The sequence below is a fragment of the Luteibacter sp. Sphag1AF genome (genome assembly GCF_014192715.1).
Classification (GTDB): domain Bacteria; phylum Pseudomonadota; class Gammaproteobacteria; order Xanthomonadales; family Rhodanobacteraceae; genus Luteibacter.
This window is the reverse complement of sequence record NZ_JACHYH010000002.1, coordinates 321,443-343,200: the sequence shown is the minus strand read 5'-3', so window position 1 is coordinate 343,200 and position 21,758 is coordinate 321,443. Positions and strand designations below refer to the sequence as shown.

At 60.7% G+C, this 21,758-nt stretch carries 20 protein-coding genes and 3 pseudogenes; 6 read left to right on the top strand and 17 right to left on the bottom strand.

The window, feature by feature from the left end:
• Window positions 1–81 precede the first annotated feature (81 nt).
• The gene (mutS, locus tag FHW69_RS08560; RefSeq protein ID WP_183422620.1) at window positions 82–2,619 is read right to left on the bottom strand and encodes a DNA mismatch repair protein MutS; all 2,538 of its coding nucleotides are present in this window, start codon (window positions 2,617–2,619) and stop codon (window positions 82–84) included.
• Between the two features lie 453 nt (window positions 2,620–3,072).
• On the opposite strand from mutS, the gene FHW69_RS08555 reads away from it, so the two are divergent.
• The 6 genes and pseudogenes from FHW69_RS08555 (at window position 3,073) to FHW69_RS08530 (ending at window position 7,012) form a co-directional block, all read left to right on the top strand.
• On the top strand, window positions 3,073–3,561 hold the full coding sequence (locus tag FHW69_RS08555) for an RHS repeat domain-containing protein (protein ID WP_183422619.1): 489 nt from the start codon (window positions 3,073–3,075) through the stop codon (window positions 3,559–3,561).
• Window positions 3,562–3,998: 437 nt separating this feature from the next.
• On the top strand, window positions 3,999–4,994 hold the full coding sequence (locus FHW69_RS08550) for an RHS repeat-associated core domain-containing protein (RefSeq protein ID WP_183422618.1): 996 nt from the start codon (window positions 3,999–4,001) through the stop codon (window positions 4,992–4,994).
• Complete coding sequence (locus FHW69_RS08545) at window positions 4,991–5,413, top strand: hypothetical protein (RefSeq protein WP_183422617.1); 423 nt, start codon at window positions 4,991–4,993, stop codon at window positions 5,411–5,413. The genes FHW69_RS08550 and FHW69_RS08545 overlap by 4 nt, the downstream gene beginning before the upstream one ends.
• A gap of 80 nt (window positions 5,414–5,493) precedes the next feature.
• A pseudogene (locus FHW69_RS08540) lies at window positions 5,494–5,807 on the top strand (transposase); the annotation flags it as partial.
• A 295-nt stretch (window positions 5,808–6,102) separates the two neighbouring features.
• Window positions 6,103–6,266, top strand: a pseudogene (locus tag FHW69_RS19020) (DUF892 family protein); the annotation flags it as partial.
• Between the two features lie 245 nt (window positions 6,267–6,511).
• Window positions 6,512–7,012 (top strand): Hsp20 family protein, encoded by a 501-nt coding sequence (locus tag FHW69_RS08530; protein ID WP_343203996.1) that lies wholly within the window; start codon window positions 6,512–6,514, stop codon window positions 7,010–7,012.
• Window positions 7,013–7,493: 481 nt separating this feature from the next.
• Here FHW69_RS08530 and FHW69_RS08525 read toward each other — a convergent pair whose 3' ends face one another.
• The 16 genes and pseudogenes from FHW69_RS08525 to FHW69_RS08455 form a co-directional block, all read right to left on the bottom strand.
• Window positions 7,494–8,327: a hypothetical protein gene (locus FHW69_RS08525; protein ID WP_183422616.1), complete on the bottom strand. Its 834-nt coding sequence runs from the start codon at window positions 8,325–8,327 to the stop codon at window positions 7,494–7,496.
• Between the two features lie 85 nt (window positions 8,328–8,412).
• A complete protein-coding gene (locus FHW69_RS08520; RefSeq protein ID WP_183422615.1) occupies window positions 8,413–8,706 on the bottom strand; it encodes a TM2 domain-containing protein in 294 nt (97 codons plus the stop codon).
• Window positions 8,707–8,929: 223 nt separating this feature from the next.
• Complete coding sequence (locus tag FHW69_RS08515) at window positions 8,930–9,229, bottom strand: hypothetical protein (protein WP_183422614.1); 300 nt, start codon at window positions 9,227–9,229, stop codon at window positions 8,930–8,932.
• A 140-nt stretch (window positions 9,230–9,369) separates the two neighbouring features.
• Entirely contained in the window at window positions 9,370–10,941 is a 1,572-nt protein-coding gene (locus FHW69_RS08510) for a peptidoglycan-binding protein (RefSeq protein WP_183422613.1), read from the bottom strand.
• Window positions 10,942–10,964: 23 nt separating this feature from the next.
• The gene (locus FHW69_RS08505; protein WP_183422612.1) at window positions 10,965–11,408 is read right to left on the bottom strand and encodes a lysozyme inhibitor LprI family protein; all 444 of its coding nucleotides are present in this window, start codon (window positions 11,406–11,408) and stop codon (window positions 10,965–10,967) included.
• A 44-nt stretch (window positions 11,409–11,452) separates the two neighbouring features.
• Window positions 11,453–13,138 carry a type IV secretory system conjugative DNA transfer family protein gene (locus FHW69_RS08500; protein WP_183422611.1) on the bottom strand — a complete coding sequence of 562 codons (1,686 nt, stop codon included), beginning with the start codon at window positions 13,136–13,138 and terminating at the stop codon, window positions 11,453–11,455.
• A gap of 81 nt (window positions 13,139–13,219) precedes the next feature.
• Window positions 13,220–13,540 (bottom strand): hypothetical protein, encoded by a 321-nt coding sequence (locus tag FHW69_RS08495; RefSeq protein ID WP_183422610.1) that lies wholly within the window; start codon window positions 13,538–13,540, stop codon window positions 13,220–13,222.
• Between the two features lie 81 nt (window positions 13,541–13,621).
• Complete coding sequence (locus FHW69_RS08490; protein WP_183422609.1) at window positions 13,622–15,067, bottom strand: XVIPCD domain-containing protein; 1,446 nt, start codon at window positions 15,065–15,067, stop codon at window positions 13,622–13,624.
• Window positions 15,064–15,648 carry a hypothetical protein gene (locus FHW69_RS08485; RefSeq protein WP_183422608.1) on the bottom strand — a complete coding sequence of 195 codons (585 nt, stop codon included), beginning with the start codon at window positions 15,646–15,648 and terminating at the stop codon, window positions 15,064–15,066. The genes FHW69_RS08490 and FHW69_RS08485 overlap by 4 nt, the downstream gene beginning before the upstream one ends.
• A 199-nt stretch (window positions 15,649–15,847) precedes the next feature.
• Window positions 15,848–17,185: an XVIPCD domain-containing protein gene (locus FHW69_RS08480; protein ID WP_183422607.1), complete on the bottom strand. Its 1,338-nt coding sequence runs from the start codon at window positions 17,183–17,185 to the stop codon at window positions 15,848–15,850.
• A gap of 3 nt (window positions 17,186–17,188) precedes the next feature.
• Window positions 17,189–17,770 carry a hypothetical protein gene (locus FHW69_RS08475; protein ID WP_183422606.1) on the bottom strand — a complete coding sequence of 194 codons (582 nt, stop codon included), beginning with the start codon at window positions 17,768–17,770 and terminating at the stop codon, window positions 17,189–17,191.
• Between the two features lie 47 nt (window positions 17,771–17,817).
• Window positions 17,818–19,107, bottom strand: a complete 1,290-nt coding sequence (locus tag FHW69_RS08470) for an XVIPCD domain-containing protein (protein WP_183422605.1) — start codon at window positions 19,105–19,107, stop codon at window positions 17,818–17,820.
• Between the two features lie 86 nt (window positions 19,108–19,193).
• Complete coding sequence (locus tag FHW69_RS19210) at window positions 19,194–19,703, bottom strand: hypothetical protein (protein WP_343204002.1); 510 nt, start codon at window positions 19,701–19,703, stop codon at window positions 19,194–19,196.
• A gap of 129 nt (window positions 19,704–19,832) precedes the next feature.
• A pseudogene (locus FHW69_RS19205) lies at window positions 19,833–20,195 on the bottom strand (lysozyme inhibitor LprI family protein); the annotation flags it as partial.
• Between the two features lie 332 nt (window positions 20,196–20,527).
• A complete protein-coding gene (locus tag FHW69_RS08460; RefSeq protein WP_183422603.1) occupies window positions 20,528–21,010 on the bottom strand; it encodes a DUF4189 domain-containing protein in 483 nt (160 codons plus the stop codon).
• A 219-nt stretch (window positions 21,011–21,229) separates the two neighbouring features.
• Window positions 21,230–21,715: a DUF4189 domain-containing protein gene (locus tag FHW69_RS08455; RefSeq protein WP_183422602.1), complete on the bottom strand. Its 486-nt coding sequence runs from the start codon at window positions 21,713–21,715 to the stop codon at window positions 21,230–21,232.
• Between the last annotated feature and the right edge of the window lie 43 nt (window positions 21,716–21,758).

Here is a 21,758-nt window from a genome sequence, read left to right as displayed (position 1 = left end):
CTGGTCGTCCGACTATAGGCAGAAATTGCCATTAGCTGAATTAGATAATTCGCATGTGTCCGATAGGTCCCATCAATCGGCTCAGATCATGCGGCGCAAGCGGTAAAGGGCGTCCAGCGCCTCACGCGGGGTCAGGTTGTCCGGATCAATCGCACGGACGGCTTCTTCCACGGGAGAGGGCAGGGATGGCGCAAAGAGACCCATCTGCGGCGTCGCGGGCGCGGCAGGTGCCGCTACCGCCGCCGTGACGTCATGCCCTTGCTCCAGTGCGGCCAGATAGCGGCGGGCGTCGGCGATCACGGCTTTGGGCAGGCCGGCCAGTGCGGCGACCTGCAAGCCAAAGCTGCGGTTGGCAGGGCCTTCCTTGACGGTATGCATGAAGACCAGCTGCTCGCCGTACTCCACGGCGTCCAGGTGGACGTTGGCGATGGCCGGGAAATCGGCTGCCAACTCCGTCAGCTCGAAGTAGTGTGTCGCGAACAGGGTGAACGCCCGGCTGGTGGCCGCCAGGTGAACGGCTGCGGCGCGCGCCAGGGACAGCCCGTCGTACGTGCTGGTGCCGCGACCGACCTCGTCCATCAGTACCAGGCTGCACTCGGTGGCGTTATGCAGGATGTTCGCCGTCTCGCTCATTTCCACCATGAAGGTGGACTGGCCGCGGGAGAGATCATCGCCCGCGCCAATGCGGGTGAAAATGCGATCGATGGGACCGATGGTGGCCGAGCTGGCCGGTACGTAACTGCCCACGTGGGCAAGCAGCACGATCAGCGCGTTCTGACGCATGTAGGTGGACTTACCACCCATGTTTGGACCCGTGATGACCAGCATGCGGCGCGCATCCCCGAGCGCCAGGTCATTGGGCTCGAACGGTTCATCGCGTACTTTCTCCACCACCGGGTGGCGCCCGCGCGAGATATGGATGCCCGGCTCTTCGGTGAGCGTGGGCGCTGCCCAATCCAGCGTTTCGGCACGTTCCGCGAGGTTGCCCAGAACGTCCAGTTCGGCCATGGCGGCAGCAGCGATTTTCAGTTCCGCCAGACGCTCGATCAGCTTGTCGAGCAGCAATTCGTACAGGGCGCGCTCGCGCATCAGCGAGCGCTCTTTGGCCGAAAGCACCTTGTCTTCGAACAGCTTCAGCTCTTCGGTGATGTAGCGCTCGGCGTTCTTGGTGGTCTGCCGGCGCGTGTAGTGCGTGGGCGCCTTGTCGGATTGTGCTTTGCTGATTTCGATGTAGTAACCGTGGACGCGGTTGTAGCCGACCTTCAGCGTGCTGATGCCGCTGGACGCTTTTTCGCGCTCTTCCATGTCGACCAGAAACTGGTCAGCGTTGGTGGAGAGTCGGCGCAGTTCGTCCAGTTCGTCATCGTAACCCTCTGCCAGCACACCTCCATCGCGCAGCAGTACGGCTGGTTGCTCGATGATCGCGCGCGCCAGAAGCTGGGCGGTTTCGCGATGATCGCCGATGCGTTCCACCAGACTGTGCAGCAGCGGGCTGTCTATGCCAGCGATGTCCTCGCGCAGCGCAGGAGCCGCAGCAAGGCCGTCGCGCAGGGTGGAGAGGTCGCGGGGACGGGCAGAGCGCAACGCCACGCGGGCGAGGATGCGTTCCAGGTCGCCGATGCCGCGCAGGCGCTCGCGCAGCGTGCCGTGACGGCGCGCGTCAATCAGGCTGCCGATGGCCTGATGGCGCTGACGCAGCACATCGCGGCTGCGTAGCGGCCGGTTGAGCCAGCGGCGCAGCAGGCGTGCGCCCATGGGGGTGACCGTTTCGTCCAGCACGCCAAGAAGGGTGTTCTCGACGTTGCCCGTGGGATGCGTGTCGATTTCCAGGTTGCGGCGCGTGGCCGCATCCATCGCAATCGTCTCGCGCGCGCTTTCCACGGCCATCCCGGTGAGATGGGGCAGGGCGCTCTTCTGGGTTTCTTCCACGTAACCCAGAAGGCAACCGGCAGCGGCGATGCCCAGCGGCATGCCATCCACACCGAAGCCCAGCAGATCGCGGGTGCGGAAGAACCGGCACAGTTCGCGACGCGCGCTGTCCACTTCGAAATGCCAGGGCTGGCGCTTGCGCACGCCAGGCAGGGAGGACACAAGCTTCGGCCACGTCACATCGTCGCTGACCAGCGTCTCCGCCGGCTGAAGGCGTGCGAGTTCGGCGGCAAGGCCTTCGGCATTCGGCACTTCGTTGACGAGGAAGCGGCCGGTAGACAGATCCACCCACGCCAGGCCATAGCCCGTCTGACCTGCTGCAATGGACAACAACAGGTTGTCCCGGCGTTCTTCCATCAGGGCCGCGTCGGTCACGGTGCCCGGCGTCACAATGCGCACGACCTCGCGCTTGACCGGTCCCTTGGAGGTGGCCGGATCGCCAATCTGTTCGCACAGAGCGACCGATTCGCCCAGCTTGACCAGCCGGGCCAGATAATTCTCAACGGCGTGATAGGGCACGCCCGCCATGGGAATGGGGGCGCCTGCCGACTGGCCGCGCTGAGTCAGGGTGATATCGAGCAGTCGCGCCGCCTTGCGGGCGTCGTCGTAAAACAGCTCGTAGAAGTCGCCCATCCGGAAAAACAGGAGGATGTCCGGATACTCCGCTTTTGCGCCCAGATACTGGCGCATGAAAGGGGTATGCCCGTCCACAGCGGATTTGAATTTAGTGCTATCTAAATCAGTCACTTAGAATTTAACCTTGATTGTGCGATCGACTCGATCATTGCCCTTATCTCTCGAAATGGGCACGTCGTTGTGCCCACATTGCGTTCACAAGACAGGATGGCGAAGCTTGCGTATGTCCATGAGGGTGCCGCCGTGTGAAACGGGCCTTGTCATGGACACAGGGACTCACCGTGCCTAAATCGAAAGACGTGAAGTATCGCCTGTCACAGTCGATGTTGCGCGCGTTGACGGCCGATCAGCGTCCCGCCGTGGATGCCCAGGATAAGACCTTCCTTGAGCCGAACGCTGGCCGAAAGGCTTATCGGTTCCCGGATGGGGCGCAGGGCGCGCTACGTGGCTTCTGGCGACGCGATCACGTTGACTCCGACCGAGCGCTATTGATTCGGTACTAGGGTGATGGATTGCACCTTCAGCGCGCAGGGGCAGCTGGCGAGCTTCACGGACGACAACGGGAAGACCACGACGCTGGGCGGGTTTGCGTTCGGCATCCCCGATTCCGTCGCGTATACGGATGCCACGTCGCAGACGGTGGCGGTCGATGGTTTCGGGCAGATTGCATCTCTCACCGACCAAGCCGGGGTGACGACGAGCTATGGCTACGACGCCATTGGCCGCACTGTGCGCATCGACTATCCGTCGGGCGATTCCGTGGCGTGGGCGCCCAAGACCTATAGCTACAGCTACGTGGTTGACGGGCGTGGGCTTCGTACTGCGCATTGGGTGCGCAATACGAAGCAGGGCGCCCTGACCCAGCAGACGGACTTCGACGCCTTGCTGACGCCGGTCATGGCCGGTAAGTCGGAAGCGGACACGAGTGCCTTGTCCGTATCGGCGCGAACCGAGTACGACCGGGCCGGCCGCACGACCTTCGAGTCGTTGCCGTGAATGCTGCGCCGGATCGCTCGGCGATCACCTTGGAGACCACGACGATTTATGATGTGCTCGAGCGGCCGGTGTCTACCACCGTTCGGTCGGAACAAGGCGATCTGACGACCATCTTGGTTTACCCGGCAGGTGGTGCGCGGTCGGTAACCGACGCGCGGGTGTGGACGACTGCGGGCGATCACATCACGACAAACTATTTCCGGCGTTTGATGAGTCGTCGATGGATGCTGCGGTGCGTGTTGTCGCGCCCGAGTGCATGACACAGGATATCCTCGAATACACTGCACGCGCGTGCAATGCAGTCAGTACTCGGCGTATTGCCCGGCGGCTGACATTGACTTGATATGGGGGAGTAATGTTATGGGCAACCAGACGAAGGGTATGTCGGCCTTGGTATCGCGGGAGATGGTCGCCTGGAGCAGTAGGGGAGTGTTGGTATGAGCGTTGATGGTCGTTGGGATCGGGTGCGTACTGGAGCGCGACGGGCCTCGGGCTTTTACCGAGCTGTCGTTACGGCGTTTATGCTGCTTTCGTTGCTGGTGACGGCGCAGGCTGCCGAGACGGTTACGTATTACTACACGAGCCCACTGGGCACCGTGTTGGCTACGGCGGATGGTGCAGGGAATGTGCTTGGTAGTTCCGACTATCGGCCTTATGGCAGTCAGGCGTTGGGTACGCCTGAGCAGGGGCCGGGGTATACGGGGCATGTGAACGATGTTGACTCCGGGTATGTCTATATGCAGGCGCGCTATTACGATCCGGCGGTAGCGCGGTTTATCAGCACGGATCCAGTGGGACCGGCATCGGGCAATCCGTTCAACTTCAATCGGTATGATTACGCATCCAACAATCCGATCGTCAACATCGATCCCACAGGGAAGGCGGCATGTCCTGGGGAAAAAGCATCTGTGTGTATACAGGCTGATGTAACAGATCCATCGCGATTGTCGGGGAGAAATGTTGTTGCAACGGAAGCGGTCGCAAGTGCAATGGTGGCAGGCAAAGCCTTGATTGCGGTACGCAAAACTGACCTGCGAGAAGAAAAAGTCGGCTTTGTCTTACCTAAGAGCGACGGGAGCAGTGAAGTGGTTCGCGCTACTAACGTTTCGACGACTAGTGAAGCAGGCCGTGATACGGCAACTGCAAATGCTCCTGCAGGTGCTCAAGCTATTATTCATGGCCATATCGATGGAAAATCGGACGGTGTTGTAAGTGACACCAAAACGTTAGGTGACTTTTCGGCCGTGTCAAAAGGATTACCAAATGCTGTGGTCAGCAATGGACGTGTAGGTGTGAACGAGCTAGTGAATGGAGTTCCACAACTTCGCATGTTGCAGGGAACAATGTCGCCTCATGAAATCCAAGCTTCACAAGCAAATCTAAATCGCGTACTCAAAGATTTTGAAAATACTGCGGGTGGGAGCGGGCAATGAAAAACTTTACTATTTTTCTTACGCTATTTACGATTTCAACTTCCGTGCTCGCTGCCGAGGCTGCTTCTCCATCAAAAATCGTCACCGTCACTCCGAGTCAGCTCAATGCAAATCGTGCGTTTTATCACGGAAAGCTGGTTCATGTCAGAGGTTTTGTAAACGTCGGTTTTGAGCAGCGTGAACTCTACGACAGTCGGGCTTCATCTCTGACAGAAGATTCTTTCAAAACCTGCGTTACCATAGTTAATGCGGGTAGAATTCTGTCTAACATGAAAAAATATAACCATAAAATGCTTATTCTAACCGGGGTTTTTACAAAAGATATTCGCAAAGAACCTTATCTGCAATTGGCTGGATGTAATCTCACGGCTATCAATCTGGCGGATCAGCCGCCGCCCGAAATTGTTTTGGGGAAATAAGCAAGCTCTGGGCAGAAGTGGAATTCGCCCGGTTTCACAGGCACCCAGTTTAGATGGGGTGATGAAGTCGGAAGTGGTCTATGGGCATACGAACGACCTTCCGTCGCGAGTTCAAGCTTGAAGCAGTGCGACTGATCAACGGGCGTGGTGTAGCGGGGGCGCAGGCGGCTCGTGATCTGGGGCTGCATGAGAATGTGCTGCGCAAATGGGTACGAGAGTTGGTAGCCGATCCACAGCAGGCGCTCCGGGCAAGGACAGATGAAGCCGGAGCAAGCGGAAATCGAGCGGCTGAAGAAGGAAGACGCCAAGCTCAAGATCAAGCGCGACATTCTGAAAAAAGTCGCGGTCTGTTTCGCCAGGGATCGACGTGAAGTTTGGCTTCGTGGCGAAGCACTGGGGCGAATTTTGCCGAGCGCATACTGCGATTGAGGGGATGCGCGAAAGCAGAGTGAGCGAGCCCTTGTTCGGGCGGTCGAGGCAGGACGCCGCGCCGCCACGCGCGTACTCGGGATATTGTGGAACGGGCCAGAGCCCAAGCCGTGGTTGATCGCGCAGGGTGGCGTTTGGAGCAGATGCAGCGCCGGGTTTTCCCTGCGCGCAATCCGAAGGCGACCGGGGAAGCCATCATTGCCACCCGTCCGGCGAAGGTTCAGCGCAGGTAAGCGCTGGCGAAGCGCCGTGCCGACGCGCAGGCTAGACAACGAGTCATTGAAGACATCGAAAAGGGGCCGCTACGCAACGTCGCCCTCGTTGGCGGCAACAGAGTCGAGCACTATGAGATTGCCTCGCACGGCATGCTTGTCGCAGTCGCCAAGCAACTTGATTACACAAGGCCGCGCCGCTTCTTCTGGCAATAAGCCGGTGGCGAAACAGCACGTCGGTCAGGTTGCCACCCAGCCAGCGCCGCGCTCAGCGCAATACCGCGCATCGTGAGCCTTGCGTCGTTGAGGGCCCTTTTATCGTGCAATATGGACGGCTAAACGAAGCCTGAATCCCGCCTCTTGAAATTTCGCTTCAACTGCATAAATTATTTCCCGCTGGTCGCTTCGGGACCAGCCTCGTCGCCCGCTTCGGGGGCGGCGCAGAGAACTCCTAACCATGTTGCTTGAGGATATGGCTATGCGAACTCTTCTGAATGTTGCACCCCTTCACCGTTCCAGCGTCGGCTTCGACCGCATGTTCGATTTGCTGGAAGCTGCCGCGTCCCGCGGCCAGGCCGCTGACAACTATCCCCCCTTTGATTCGGTCAGGCTTGCGGACGACCAGTACCGCATCAGCATGGCGGTGGCCGGCTTCCGGGAAGCGGATCTGGAGATTTCCACGCAGGCAAACTGGCTGACCGTCCGCGGCGAGCGCTCGGTTGAACCGGAGGGCGAGTACCTGCATCGGGGTATCGCGAACCGCCCGTTCGAGCGCCGCTTCGAGCTCGCCGAGCATGTCCACGTCGTCGGGGCAAAGCTCGCAGACGGCCTTTTGTCCATCGACCTCAAGCGCGAGATTCCCGAGGCGATGAAGCCTCGCCGCATCGACATCGAGTCGGGGGCCGGATCGAACGCCAAAGAGAGCGTCCGCCAATTGCTCGATCAGGCCGCAGCCTGAACCAGGCAAGAGCCTCGCAAGGATGCGGGGCTCTTCTCTACGACTTCCTGAGCCGCGCTGGCAAACGCCAACCGTTCCACTATCCGGTTTCGCCAGGCGTCTGGACATCCTTGCGGATGGCCTGCATTTGAGCGAGCAAGCTCACAAGAGCGACGCTTCGGTGTTCCGTCGTCAAACCGGTCGTCTATCGGCTGAGGAGTCGCAGCACACATACCGCGTCGCAATCGGACGAGTGCGATGGAGCATCCCGTGAACAGATGTCGTCGGAGTCACGGACGGCCTCCCGCACGATTCGCTCACCGACCCGGCCGCGTCCCGTTCAGCGCGATTCGGCGTGTGTATCGCCCGGTATGGATGCGAGCGTCGGCGAACTGATCCAGTGGTACGGGCTGATGGCTACATGGCGTTGCCTGGCGGGCGAGCCCATGAAAAGAGGGCCGGGCAATGCCCGGCCTTCGTTATCGGCATGCCGCTGGGGACATCAGATGTCGAACGAGGTGAACACCTGGGCGTGCTTGTCCCACACTGGCGCGTCGTAAAGGTCGACATGCATGTGGGTGACCGTGGCTGCCACGCGGTTGCCGTTTTTCACTTCATCCACGTGGAAGAACAGCGTGCCTTTGGCACTCAGCTTGCCGGCGGCGCGCAGTTGCTCGATCTTCTTGGCCAGATCCTGATCGGCGACCTTGATGGCGCACACGTTGTTGGAGTCGGCGTTGTTGAGGTCGAGCATCACGTTCTGGCTGTTGCCGTAGCCCATCGTCCAGCACTGCTTCGTGCCATTGAAGGCGAAGCTCTGCGTCGTGAAGTCATAGCCGGAAATAAACGAGATCTGCGGGCTGATGGCGCCGCGGGTGTTGCCCACGTCGCCGAACTGGATGGCGTAGTAGCTCTGGTCAGCGAAACGCTTCAGGTTGTCCTGAATCCCCGGCAGTTCGGAGATGGCCAGATCGTGCTTCTTGAACGCGTCCGGCTCGTTGTAATACTTCGGCGAGAACATGCCCAGCTTCTCTTCGTCAGCCGGCTGCGGCGTGGCGCGCGACACGGCGACGTAGGTCAGCCAGGTGCCACCGTCAGCCTGATCCAGCTGCGTGTAGTTGGCCAGCGGCACGTTCATGTCGGCCTTCGGGCGTGCATCCTCCTTGGCCTTCTGCGCATCAGCAAATGCCTGAGCAGCGGCGGCGTTGTCGCCCGTCTTTTCCGTGCCAGCCGCCTGCGTTGCGGGCGTAGCCTGATCGCCAGCCGGGGCGTCGTGCTTGCCGCAACCGGCGAGGGCGAGGGCGGCGACTGCGAGCGTTGCGTACTTCAGTTTCATGGGTGCTCCTTGGTACCACGCCGAAGGCATCGCCCCGGAAGGCGGGGCAATGTCGGTTGGCAGGAAAAAAAGATGGATGGGTTCTTCAGCCGTACTTGGCCTGGAAATCCCGCTCGTTCGTGCACAGGTAGATGATTCCCTCAATGAACGAAATGAGCGAGGGAATGAAGGTCCAGCAGAAAATCAGGTAAAGGATGCCCTGACCCGTACGCCCCAGATAAAACTTGTGCACGCCAAGCCCGCCAACCACCAACGCCAGTACGCCCGCGGCGATGTGGCTCTTCGTTCCGGTCACGGCAACCGCCGCACCGCAACCCGGGCAGGAGGACGCGGAGTCCGACACCTGCTTGCCACATTCCCTGCAGTACACCAAAGCCATTTGTATCTCCCTGTTCCGAATCATTCGGCGAACGCGCTCGCCAGTGGGCAGGTATCGGCAGGGAGGGTCAGATCTTTAGCAGATGTTTTGTGGGTCTTGGGTCGGATACGTCAGGCAAGAGCGGGCGGCAGCTGACCGGGCACGGAAGGCCGGTGGCCGACGTCGCGCAGAGGATGGGCATTACGAGCTGCGGCCTTGATGATCAGCAAGCACAGCGGGAAGTCTAGACGCCTTCCTGAATATCAATTTTGTGATTGCCTTTCTTCATTTTAATGATCCAGCGTGATCCAAAATTCGCCGCCTCCGGTTTGGCCTTGAACACAAACGATATCTCGTCGCCACAATCGGTCCCCGGGGAAATGGCGATCGTGTCCATCGAAAGTCGGTGAGCGCGGGTGAAGGCTTCTTTCAGGCGTGGTAGTACCGCGTCCGCCTGCGCTTTGGTCATCGGTTCGCAAACCTGGGTCTGTGCGCGGCTGTTGGTGGCCCAGAGGGCCAGAAGCAGAAAGGCGATCAATTTCATGTTTATCTCTGGACCTCTGTCGGCGTTGCGTGCAGGTCGACGTTTGCGTGTGTGTGGCGACCAAAGAAAAGGCGACGGTCGTGAGACCGTCGCCCTGTTTGTCCGGAATGCCTGCAAGGAGGTCATCCGAACGATTCGCTTTAGTGCATGCCCGGCTGAGCAGGCTGTTGCTGTTGCTGCGGAGCCTGCTGCTGTTGCTGCTGCGGGGCCTGCTGTTGCTGCTGGGTATTGGCCTGCTGCTGGCTCTGCTGCTGCGAGACCTGCTGGAACTCCGAGCTGCTCTGTTCCAGCGGCTTGGCGACGGACTGTGCGACGTTGACTTCGGCGATGCGCTTGAGCGGTGAGTTCATGTCGCCCTGTACCGCGAAGGCACGCTTGCCGTCGTCGCTCATCACCACGTGGTCGACGCTGCTCAAGCCTTGTGCACGGGCGGCGGTGGCCAGCGAGCCGGCGAGGTTGTTGGACATCTGGTCCGACTTGCGGCCGCGCTCGGCGTCGATGGCCTGCACGTTCTGCAGTGCCTGGTTGTACATCGCGTTGCCCGGGTTCTTCGGGTCAGCGAGGCTCGGCTGCGGCGGATGGGCTGCCTTCTGCACGGCTTCGAGGGTTTTGGGGCCCACGATACCGTCGACCTTCATGTCGTGCGCGCGCTGGAACTTCTCGACGGCAGCCTTCGTGCCGGGACCGAAGTCGCCGTCCGGATGCAGATCGCGGCCCTTGGCATCGGTGAAGCCGAGCTTGACCAGGTCGTTCTGCAGGGCAGTGACCTTTTCACCGTGCGCACCTTCGCGCAGCGTATTGCCTGCCGGAGCGTGCGTGCGGCCGCCCTGGCCCACGGCCTTGAGCGCCGTCTTGATGTCGGCATCGTTGCCGGCTTTGGACGGGTCGAAGTTCGGGTCGCCGACCTTGGTATGCGCGCGATCCATCGCGGCAGCCTTTTCCGGGTCTTTATAGGCGTTCTTGTATTCCTCGGCGATGGCGGCAGCCTTGGGGCCGTCGTAGTAGCCGGTGGCCTTGTGCAGGTCGTTGGCGCGCTTCAGCACAGCATCGTAGTCGCCGCCTTTTTCCATCACGTCCTGGAAGGACTTCAGCTGGTTCGGCATCTGGTTGGCCGTCTTGGCCAGGATGGCCACGGTTTCCAGGCGACGGTCTTCCGGGATGTTCTTGCCGTACTTGTCCAGCATGTCCATGGCGGTCTGGGTGGCTTCCTTGACCTGCGGATAGTCCATGTTCTTGTGAATCCACTTCTGACCGTCCTGCGACGAGGCCCACGCGTTGATGCTGTCGCGCGTGCCGGTGTCGATGAAGTCCAGAGTGGTGCGGCCCTTCAGGCCGTTGCCGTGGCTCAGCAGATCCTGGCGGAGTTCTTTGGTGTCCTGCGGGAAGGGCAGGTTATGGTCCTTCGCGTACTTGCCGGACTGTTCGATGATGCCGTCCACGTAAGTGGTTTCACCGGGCTTGGGCTTGGCGCCATCGGCAGAGCCGAGCGCCCAGGTGCCGCGCTGACCGAGGTCCACCTGGATCGTGCCGAGCGAATAGCCGCTGTTGGCGACGATCTTGTTGGTGTTGCCCCAGTTCGGATCGCTGGTGCCGGCAGTCACGCCTGCGATGGACAGATGGTAGGACGAGGCGCCGCCTTCGGTGCCCCGACCGACGACGAAGTATGTGGCGCCCGTGAGTGACTCGGCGTTATGGGTATCAAGACCTGGCATGGTGTTATTCCTTTGAGTTCGGATCAGAGCAACGTGTTCGCCACGGACAGGTACTTGTCCAGGGCGTTGGCGCGTTCGCAGATGCGGAAGATTTCGTTCTGGGTCACTTGCAGATCGGCGACGGTTTCGTCGCCGTATAGCGAGGTCTCGAACCTTCCGGTCTTGTCCTCAAGATCCACCCATGCGCGCTCGGCGTTGACCAGGTCATCCTTGGCTTTGCCGGTGAGCTTGGCCATCAGGGCCTTGTACGTGGTGTTGAGTCGTGCGTCCTGTCTGGTTTTCTCTGCCGAAAGGCAGGCGCCACTGGACGTCGGGTCGTTGGCTTTGGTGATGCACGCGTAGAACGCGGCCGTGATGCCCTTGGGCGCTTCCTGCTTGATTTCCTGACTGCGGCTCGCGTCGGCAAACGAGGCGCTGCCGTAAACGACGAGAGCGACCGCGATGGCGAGTTTGTTGACCGTTTTCATGATGTAACTCCTGATCGTGCATTTGGTACGGTTGGTATGGAAGGTCAGACCGACAGCTTGGGTACATCCACCTTGGGTAGCAGGCGGGATGTGAAATAGCTGTCCTGGTAGTAGCGAATCTTGTCGCATTTCACCGGGTGTGGAATGCCTTCGTAGAGGAACACTTCCGTGTCTGTTCCCATGGCCTTCAGCTCCTGGGGGAGCATCAGTGCGCGGCGTTCTTCCGACTCGCTGCGCGAAACATCGCCGCGGCCCTTGCCGCGGGTGACGTTTTGCTTGCGGACAGTCGTGTAACCGAGCATGTCCGAATAATCGTTGGCGTCCTGCTGTTCGCGCGGTGCGTAAACAATCTGCAGGGCGTGGTTGGTGATGACGGTGCGCGACACGTCCTTGCCGTAGGTCGCATCCAACTGGGCCATGCTCTGGATGATGGGCAGCAGGCGGATGTTGTAGCCGGCCATGTATGACACGGCCGAGGCAATGATCTCGACCTTGCCGATGGAGGTAAATTCGTCCATCAGCAGCAGGCACTGATGCTTCAGTTCCGGGTTGTTCTGCGGCAGCTCTTTGGTGTTGAGGTTGATCAGCTGGCTGAAGAACAGGTTCACGATGAGGCGACTTTCGGCCAGCTTGTTGGGCTGGATGCCGATGTAGATCGTCATGCGCTTGCGGCGCACGTCGGTCAGCAGGAAATCGTCGGCGCTGGTGGCCGCTTCAAGCACCGGATTGATCCAGGCGTTCAGCGGTTCCTTGAACGTGCCAAGGATCGAAGAGAAGGTTTCGTTCGCCTGTGACAGCAGGTTCGCGAAGGCCGCCTGTGCGTTGCTGGTGAGGAAGGTCTGTTGCGACAGCCAGGTGTAGAGCTGGCGCAGATCGGTGCCATCACCGGACGACAGTCGATACAGCGCACCCAGCGTGGGTTTCGTGCGCAGGATCATGGGCAGATCGTTCTTCTGATCGGCATCCCATTTTTCAAACAGATACAGCGAGAAGGCCATGAACGCATTGCGTGCCTGGCTGACCCAGAACTTCTGGTCGTCCGAGCCGTCCGGGTACAGCATCGAGGCGATGCTCATCAGGTCGGATACGCGGAACGCCGGGTCGCTGGACACGTAGCTCAGTGGGTTCCAGCGATGCGTCCGGCGATCTTCCGCAAACGGGTTGAACAGGAAAATTTCCTGCCCCTGGCTCTTGCGCCAACCGCTGGTGAGGTCGAAGTTTTCCTGCTTGATGTCCAGGACCACGATGGACTCCTGGTAGTCCAGCAGGTTCGGGATCACGACGCCCACGCCCTTTCCCGAGCGGGTGGGGGCCGCGAGGATCACGAACTGCTGGCCGCTCAGGCGCACCAGGTCACCCTTGAACTTGCCGACCAGGATGCCGTTCTTCGAGGTTTTCAGCATGCCCTTTTCGCGCAGGTCGCTGGCCCGCGCAAAGCGGGCATCGCCGTGCATGGACTGCTTTTTCTCGCGCGTCATGAAATACAGCACCACCAGCCACAGGATGATCGGCAACAGGAAGCCGATGGCGCCTGCCATCTGGATGTGCTTCGTGTAGTGCTGCACATCGGCTCGACCAAGGGCGCGGATGTACTGCCAATACGTATTCCACTGAAGCGGAACGTCAGTTCGCTTCAGGAAAGTAAGTATCAGAATGCCCGAAAGGTAGTTGCCCGCGACCAGGGCAACCGCCAGCAAGGCGGCTGCCCAATATCCCCTGTTTTTACTCATGCCGATCTATCCTGGTGCGTGTGGTGCACGGAGCATGTGCTCCGGTAATGACGCGACGGTTATCGCGTGTGACGTTGCAGATTAATGCATGCCGCGGGACTGTTCGCCTGTGCCGGGGCCGGTCCACGATCCGCTTTTTTTAGCCTTCGGGCAATAAAACTTGTACTCCTCAAGGGATGCGTAATCATCGGCGGTCCATTCCTTGCCGTAGGGGTTGGGTTCGCACCAGGCGCTAATCATGTAGGGTCCTGTGTAAGGCGGCAGAGGCTGCCAGCACTTATCAGGGTTTTTCTGGCCATAACGGCAGAAAACGAACGGATCATTGTTGCGATACGTCAGCTGCGCATGGGCGTCAGCAATGAAAAACAGAACAAAACACAAAGCAAACATCCAGCGCTTCATAGAATCCCCCTGCGGTGTTTCCGAAATGATGAATTGGACAATACGTGCCGGGCCCTGAGCCCGGCACGCGCGATGGAACGGTTACTGCCCCGGCATGGGGCTGGATCGCTGTACCGATGCCTGTTGTTCGTTCTGCCTGGCAAGCTGCGCATGCGCCTGCTGGTTCTGCTCAGCCACCTGGTTCCAGTTCGCACTGCTCTTGTCGACGGACGTGGCCACCGCCTCCTGCGTGGACACATCGGCCACGCGTTTCAGCGGCGACTGCATGTCGCCCTGGACGGCGTACGTCCGGGATGCGTCGTCGCTGAGGGTTACGTGGTCAATGCGGGTCAGGCCATCACGGCGTGCCGCAACCGTCAGCGAAGCGGCCAGGTTGTCGCTACGCTGGTCGGGTGTGCGTTGATGAGCTGCATCCAGCTCGTGCACGCCGCCACGGGCTTGCTGAAAAAGGGCGTGGTCGGGATGGTTGGGCTGATCCAGGCGCGTGGCTTCCGCGACTTTCGGTTTGTCGTCAAACCAGGAGCCCGGATGAGTGATGGTGTTCCACGCACTGGACGCCTTCTCGGAAATCTCGTGGCCAACGTGGCTGAGTGTTTCACCCACTTCGTGAACGGCGTGGCTGGCGGCTTTCTCTACCGCGTGGAAACCTTCTTCCACTTTCTCCGCCACGTTGTGGCCAACTTCCTGCACGGTATGGACGATGGCTTTGGGTATTTCCCATGGCGCCGAGATCGTGGTGCGGATGTCGCGCACGTCGTCGCGGTAGCGATCGACCATCCCTTTATGTTCTTCGTACAGCGCCTGACCTTCCGGGCTGATGATGCTCTTGCCCAGGGTTTCACTGTTGGGCACGAAGTTGTCCATCGCGTGCGCACTGAAGTCGGTGGCTTTCAGCGGATTGCGCAGGCTCAGCGGGCCGCTGTCGTCGCGGTAGCCTGCCTTGCTCAGCGTGTCGATGTCCTGCTGGGCCGCGTAGACGCGCACTTCGCCAAAATGCGGGCTCGCCGCGCTGACCAGATCGCCCGCACGTACATGGTCGATGACCTGATTGCCGCCCTCCGGCACGCCGTGCAGCAGGCCAGCCGCGCCATACGCATTGAACGTTTCGCCCTTGAGGTGAAAGCGCGACGCGTTGATCTCGGCCAGTGTGCCGCCCAGGGAGTGGCCGGTCACCGTGACGTCCAGCGGCTGGCCGCGCGTTTCGGCGAGGAACTTGGCCTTTTCCATGACCTTTTCGGTAAAGGCGATAGCGTCCGGTGCCTGCGCGTTGAAGCCGGTGAGTACCATGCCTGCATCCACGCCACCATCGTGCACGGGTTCGCGGTCAAACTCGGTGCCGCGGTACGCGATCACGACCTCACCGGTATCTTCCCGGCGATATGCTGTTGCCTGAAAGCCGGTGTGCGGATTGTCTGCCGCTGCGAGAGTCGTGTATTCCACGCCGTTGAGCTTGACGAGCTTGTCGACGACCGGTGTCTGGTACGAGTTCTGCGCCAGCAGCGCATAGTCGGTGGTTGATACGGTCATGGGGTGCGCTCCTCAGCCTTGAGCGTCACCGAGAACGTCTGCCCAGGTTCTTTGAAGTTCGCGCGTGCCGGCTCGCCGTTATCCAGCAGCTCCATGGGGACCTGGAAGGTTCGGTTGGCGTAGTAGCGGGTGTTGCTGCCCGATGCGAGTATGTCGTTGCCGTACAGGGCGGCACTGATGGTCACCTGATTTGCTTTCAGGCGCGCGGCAGCGCCCACTATGCCCCAATGGCAGACGCCACGGCCGAAGTAATCTTCATCAACAAACTGATCGGCATAGATCACGCCGCGGTAAACGTTGCCGCCGGCGTGGGTCAGCTCCAGCGGCACGCGTTCTTCGGGACGCACGCGGGCGCCTGCGATGGGCGTGAGCGGCACGCATTCTTCGTTTTTGACGACGTAGTCGACGGAGCCTTCCACACGATCAAACGTGGCCGGCGCGCCATCCACCGTCACGGTGATGTCGTAGCGCATGCGCGGCTGCGGGTTCTTCTTGATGTCGGGCTTTTTCATGGTCGATCCAAAGGCGGTGGTGGTCAGGGCCAGTAACAGGGCCAGCGCACAGGTGATCCGGCGGGTCATGTTGGCCATCCTCGAAATGGATTGAGCAGATGAGGCGCGTCGCTCGACGCGCCGCAAAGCGCCGGGGTTGCCCCGGAGGGCACCCGGAAAGCGGTGAACGGCATTGTCAGTCCCTTGCTGGTCATGAACAGCCTTCGAGGCGTGGTCGATGGACACGTCACATGGCGGCCGGTGACGAACTCACCGGCCGCCACACGGCTTACAGGCCCGGTGTGTGGCCTGTCTGCTGCGGGGTGGGCATCGGCTGTTCATGCGGCGCAACCTTGCCCTGTGTGGGCTGCGCCGCGACCTGTTGCAAGGCCTCGGTACTTTTTTCAATCGGCGTGGCAACGGCCTTCTGCGTCTCCACTTCGGCAATGCGCTTCAGTGGCGAGTCGAGATGGCCCTGCACGGCGAACGCACGCGTGGCATCGTCGTTCAGCACGGCGTGGTCCACCCGGTGCATGCCTTCGCGGCGAGCTGCCACCGTGAGGGCGGCGGCCAGGTTGTCGCTGTGCTGGTCCGGCGAGCGCTTGTGTTCGGCATCCAGGCGATGCACGGCGTCGCGCGCCTGCTCGAACAACTTGTGGTCCGGATGCGCAGGCTGATCCACGCGTGGCGTGGCCATCTGTTTGTGGAGGGCGTCCATGGTCTTGGGGCCGGCCACACCATCCACTTCCAGGCCATGCGACTTCTGGAATTTTTCCAGCGCCTCTTGGGTGTGGGCGCCGAACTGCGCATCGGCCTTGATCGCGTGGCCGTTGGCGTCGGTATACCCGAGCTTCGCCAGCGAATGCTGCAGATCGCGCACGTTCTCGCCATGCTCGCCCTTGCGCAGCATATGCGGTGCGGCATCATGCTTGACGTCATGCCGGGCGGGCGTGGTGTGGTGGGCTTCCGGAGCTGATTTGGCAACGGGTTCTGCCGCGGCCTTGGGCGGTGCGACCGGATGCACTGCCGGCTCACCATGCGTGCGGCCGTGCAGCGGTTCGGCCACCCGGAATTCCGGCTTGGCACGCAGCGCACCCACGATTTCCACGCCCGGCGCGGTGCTGCCGGGCTTGCGGTTCCAGTAGCCGTCGTTGACTACAGTGACTTCCGCCGGGCCGGTGCTGACCTGCGAGCCGACGAATTGCACGTGGCCTGCCTTGTCGTATCCCTTGAAGATGCCCACGTGCTGACCGCTTCCGTGGATGTCCTTGAACATCAGGATGTCGCCAGGCTGCAACGAGCCATTGGGCTTGGCGGCATCCTGTGCGGACACGATGTCGAAGTGGCTCTTCGAATAGTCGGTGGGATGCGTACCGTTGAACAGCTTCGACGTGGCGAAGGGTTCGTTGCCCACGTTGTAGCCGGCGTCCTTGAGGCCGCGCCACACGAACGACGAGCAATCGACACCGAGGCGGCCATCGCCGTCCAGATCCTGCTCGGTGCGGCTGCGGTCGCTGCGGTGGTTGGGGCTGTTGTTGTTGAACGAGTGGTCCGGGCGACCGTATTCAAATTTCTTGCCCGACTTGAAGTAGTGCTCGTTGACTTCGTTGAAGATATCGCCGCTCATGTCTTACTCCCCGCCAATGGTTTTAAGACCCATGGAGAAAGCCTCCACGTCGTCCTTGTCGACCCAGCCCGACGCGCAATCACCGATGTAATTGCCGTGGCTGTCGTGCTGGCATGCCTTGCCCGTTCTGGGGCCAAGCCATTGCACGGGCTGTGCGTTGTAGCTCTTGCACAGGTCGCTGCCTTTGCAGCTGTCGACGATGTCGGTGGGAAGCGCCTTGACGTAGTAGCGTTGAATGTCGTTTTTCGTGGCCGTGGCCGCGATGCAGACGAACTGGTCGTGGGGCAGGGCGGCAATGGCTTTCTTGCCCTTGCCATCAATGGCGTCGCTGAGCGTCACGCTCTTGTCGGCCATGATGCTGCCGTAGCTGGTATCGGCATTGCAGTCGGAGAATGCGATGTCGAAACCATCGGCCGTGCATTCCACGAATCCGTGACTGCCGGTGGTGCACTGGATGTTCGCGGACGGCGCCATGCCCGCAAGACGCGCGCGGGCTGACTCGGCCGTTTCCTTTGCAGCGGCGGCATGCGCGCCGCTGGCCAGAAGGCACAACGCGAGCAAGCCGGTTTGCATAACTGATTTCATGACAACTCCCTTCGCGGCGCTACGCGTAGCTGCCGCACTCATGCGATTCATGGATGACCCGGCGTCGGACCAGACGGGTGCGCCTGCGCCTGTTGCTGCCCCAGTTCCTGGGCGGGCTGCTGGGCGGGCGCGTGCTGGGCCAGTTGCTGTGTGCTTTTCTCAACGGGCGTATTCACGGCCTGCTGGGTGGGCACGTCGGCCACGCGTTTCAGTGGTGAGTTCATGTCGCCCTGTACCGCATAGGCGCGGGAGGCATCGTTACTCAACGACACGTGGTCGATCCGGCTCAGGCCGTCCCGTTTGGCCGCCACGGTCAGCGCGGCGGCGAGGTTGTCGCTTCGCTGATCCGGGGTGCGGTGGTGCTGTGCATCGAGTTGATGCACCGCCTTGCGGGCCTGCTCATAAAGCGCATGATCGGGATGGTTTGGCTGATCCAGGCGCGGGTGCGCCTGACTGGCCGTTTTCTGGTGATGCTGGGCGGCGGCAAGCGCCTCCAGCGTTTTTGCACCAGCGATGCCATCCACCTTCAGGTGATGGTCACGCTGGAATGCTTCCACGGCAGATTTCGTGGCCGGCCCGAAACTGCCGTCCACTTTCAGTGCCTTGTGGTGTGCATCGGTGTAGCCCAGGCCATTGAGTTCCGCCTGGAGTTTCGACACGGGCGTGCCATGGGAGTGGTCCTTGAGGACGCCATGGGCGGGTGCTTCCTGCACGTGACCGCGGACGGGATGACCGACCTGGCCATGGGCGAGCCGTTCCATCACTTCCGGCGTCAGCCGCTTTTCCCAATCGGCAAAGCGCTCACGGCGATCTTCCAGGCCGTTGTACTTGCCGTTGATGGCTTTGGTGGCGCCTTTGACGTCTTCACGCGCGGCATCCGGAACACGGTTTTCCCAGTACCACACGGCAATCTTCGAGGCGTTTTCAGGCTTGGCGGCCAGTTCCGGCTTGTTGACCAGATCCAGATCCAGGGCCTGTCCGGCGGCGCGGTAGTTGTCCTTGCCAGTGAGCTGGATGTAACCGCGACCGTGGTACTTGTAGCCGTCACCCGGCTCATCGTTGCCGTTGCGACCGCCGTACATCAGTTCGGCCAGCTTCTCAGGCTTGCCTTGCATGGCTTCCTTGCGTGCGGATTCAAGAGCAGCCTCGCCCTTGCGCCATGCAGATTCCACGGGAATCTGCGAGATACCTTTGGTGTACCGAAAGCTTTCCTCAAGGCGGTTCAACCCATTGGACTCATGGGTGACCTGGGCCATGAAATTGGCTAGTTCCTTCGGTGACCTGATCCCGGCTGCGGTGGCTTCCGTCAGCACTTGTGTTTCTCGATCAATCGCCATGTGTAACTCCTGTTTGACCATCCACAACATGTCGGCGCGTTCGCTGCGCCTGTCTTGCACCGGCCTTCCTGTCCGGCAATGTCATCTCAGGGCAGTTCGACCTCGGGCAGGGTGGAGGGATCGAAATGACCGAACGTCACGGCGCCCAGCTCTTTGGCCGTCAGCTCGATGCGTTGCTGCTTACCGGTATCGCGATCTTCCACGCGACGAACGACGCGTGCGATCAGCCAGTCTTTCTTCTCAGCCGAATACTTGAACGTGTATTCGTCGGCCCAGTGTTCGCGGCCGCCGCCGCCATTGACGATGGTGAACTGGCCCGGTTCAAGGCGCGTATAGCCAAAGGGATCGCCGGAAATGCCGCCACAGGTGGCGCACGGAACGATCCGGTCGTTGCTTGCGAACTTCTTCAGCTGGCCAGAGCTGTCGCGCACGAGAAGAACCACGTCACGCGCGGGGCCTTCGCCCAGCTTGTGATTGGCCGTGGACGGCGGGTCCAGCACCAGCAGGGCGTCTGTCTGCCCGTCGGCATTCAGGTCGCCCGTCTGGGAATCAAGGATCTTCGCACCGCCCGTCGCAAACGCTTTCAGGTCGTCCATCTTGCTTCCTTTGTCCTGTGCGGCAACGGAGGATGCGGCGGCGCCCGTTGCCCCCGCATCTGATGCCTTGCGGGCGTATGGATTATTCGACGCGGCATGGCTGGCCAGCATGGCTTCCAGTTCGTCAGCCCGGGCCGCAGTCTTGTTTAATGTACACACGTTCGCGTTGCCATTTTGCGAAGTGCCGCCTGTTGCGGCCGTATTCGTGCAGGACTTCGTCTTGTCTGCCAGCCAGGTACGCTGACGGTCGCGCAGAGACGTTTTTTCACCCGTATCCAGCGCGGTTTGCAGGTTGCGATACACCGCGTTGAGCCGGCCGTCCTGATAGGCATATTCGGCATCCACGCAGAGCTGGCGATCAGTGGCGCTGTGCGCGGCCTCGACGCACTGCGTGTAGGCGGGCCTCAGGCTCGGGGAGTCTGCCGCGGCGAACGCAGGCGACGAAGCGACGGCGCACAATGCCAGAAGACTGAAGATGGGGGATCGGCTCATGGGGACGGAATTCCTGAGGCAAGCAAAACGCCAGTTTGGGGTGCGTACTGAGTCGTCCTTTCTAGCAGAAGACGTCACGGATGAATGAGGCCGCGTTGACAGGATTCAGTTCGGGTTACTACGGCTGCCGGGCATAGCTGCAATCGTGATAGATCGTCTTGCACTGCGAGTTGTCGCCACATTTCAACAGTGCCTGCTGGTCGGAGTAGTCCTGCACTTCTGATACATGCTCAACAGTAGCCGCTGCTGCTTCTCCACCCATCCACCACGGGTCTTTTTGGCGACTGCTGATGTTATTCCTTCGGCCGTCGTGACATCGGTTCATTTGTCGGCTACCGGACTCTTACCGGCAAGCTGCACTTGGTGTAGATGACCTTGCAGGAGCCGCCACATGCCTGCAGGGCAAGCTGTTCAGCTCGCTCCACAGTATCAGCATGAGCGTTGCTGAAGCCTCCTCCTTCAGGCTTTTCGGCAATGGCAGCGCACTGGTTGAAGTACCAGAGCACGATTTCGCATTTCGTGCCGCCGTTGCGCTCACACGTGCTGAGCGCCTCGTTCTTCGCCTGCGATTCACTGCCCTGGTCGGATGTTGCGCCGCTCTGCCCCGTCCCCAGGTCCACCGCCACCGCCCCCCAACGATCTGCCCAGACGGGCTGAGGCGCTGAAGGTGCCGCATCCTGGTAATACGGTGAATTACCTTGATCGGGCGGGATGCAGCCAGGATTACCTGCGGAAGGAATCCCCGGCGCGCATTGCGACCATGCGACCGGTGCGTACATTGCTACCAATGCGATCAGGATATGGAAGGGCTTCACGCAGTGGATTCTCCGGGGTGCGATGCATTTTGTCTTCGTCGTGTACAAGCGTGCGCCTGGCGCACTCTTATCAACAGTGCCTGCTGGCCGGAGTAGTCCTGCACTTCTGATACACGCTCAACAGTAGCCAATGCTGCTTCTCTACCAATCTACCGCTGGCATTTTTGGCGACTGCTGATGTTATTCCTTCGGCCGTCGTCACATCGGTTCATTCGTCAGCTACTGGACTCTTACCGGCAAGCTGCACTTGGTGTAGATGACCTTGCAGGAGCCGCCACCACATGCCTGCAGGGCAAGCTGTTCAGCTCGCTCCACAGTGTCAGCATGAGCTTTGCCAAAACTGCCTCCTTCAGGCTTTTCGGCAATGGCAGCGCACTGGTTGAAGTACCAGAGCACGATTTCGCATTTCGTGCCCCCGTTGCGCTCACACGCGCTGAGCGCCTCGCTCCTCGCCTGCGATTCACTGCCCTGGTCGGATGTTGCGCCGCTCTGCCCCGTCCCCAGGTCCACCGCCACCGCCCCCCAACGATCTGCCCAGACAGGCTGGGGTGCCGAAGGAGCCGTGCCCTGGTAATACGGTGAATTACTTTGATCGGGCGGGATGCAGCCAGGATTACCTGCGGAAGGAATCCCCGGCGCGCATTGCGACCATGCGACCGGTGCGTACATTGCTACCAATGCGATCAGGATATGGAAGGGCTTCATGCAGTGGATTCTCCGGGGTGCGATACATTTTGTCTTCGTCGTG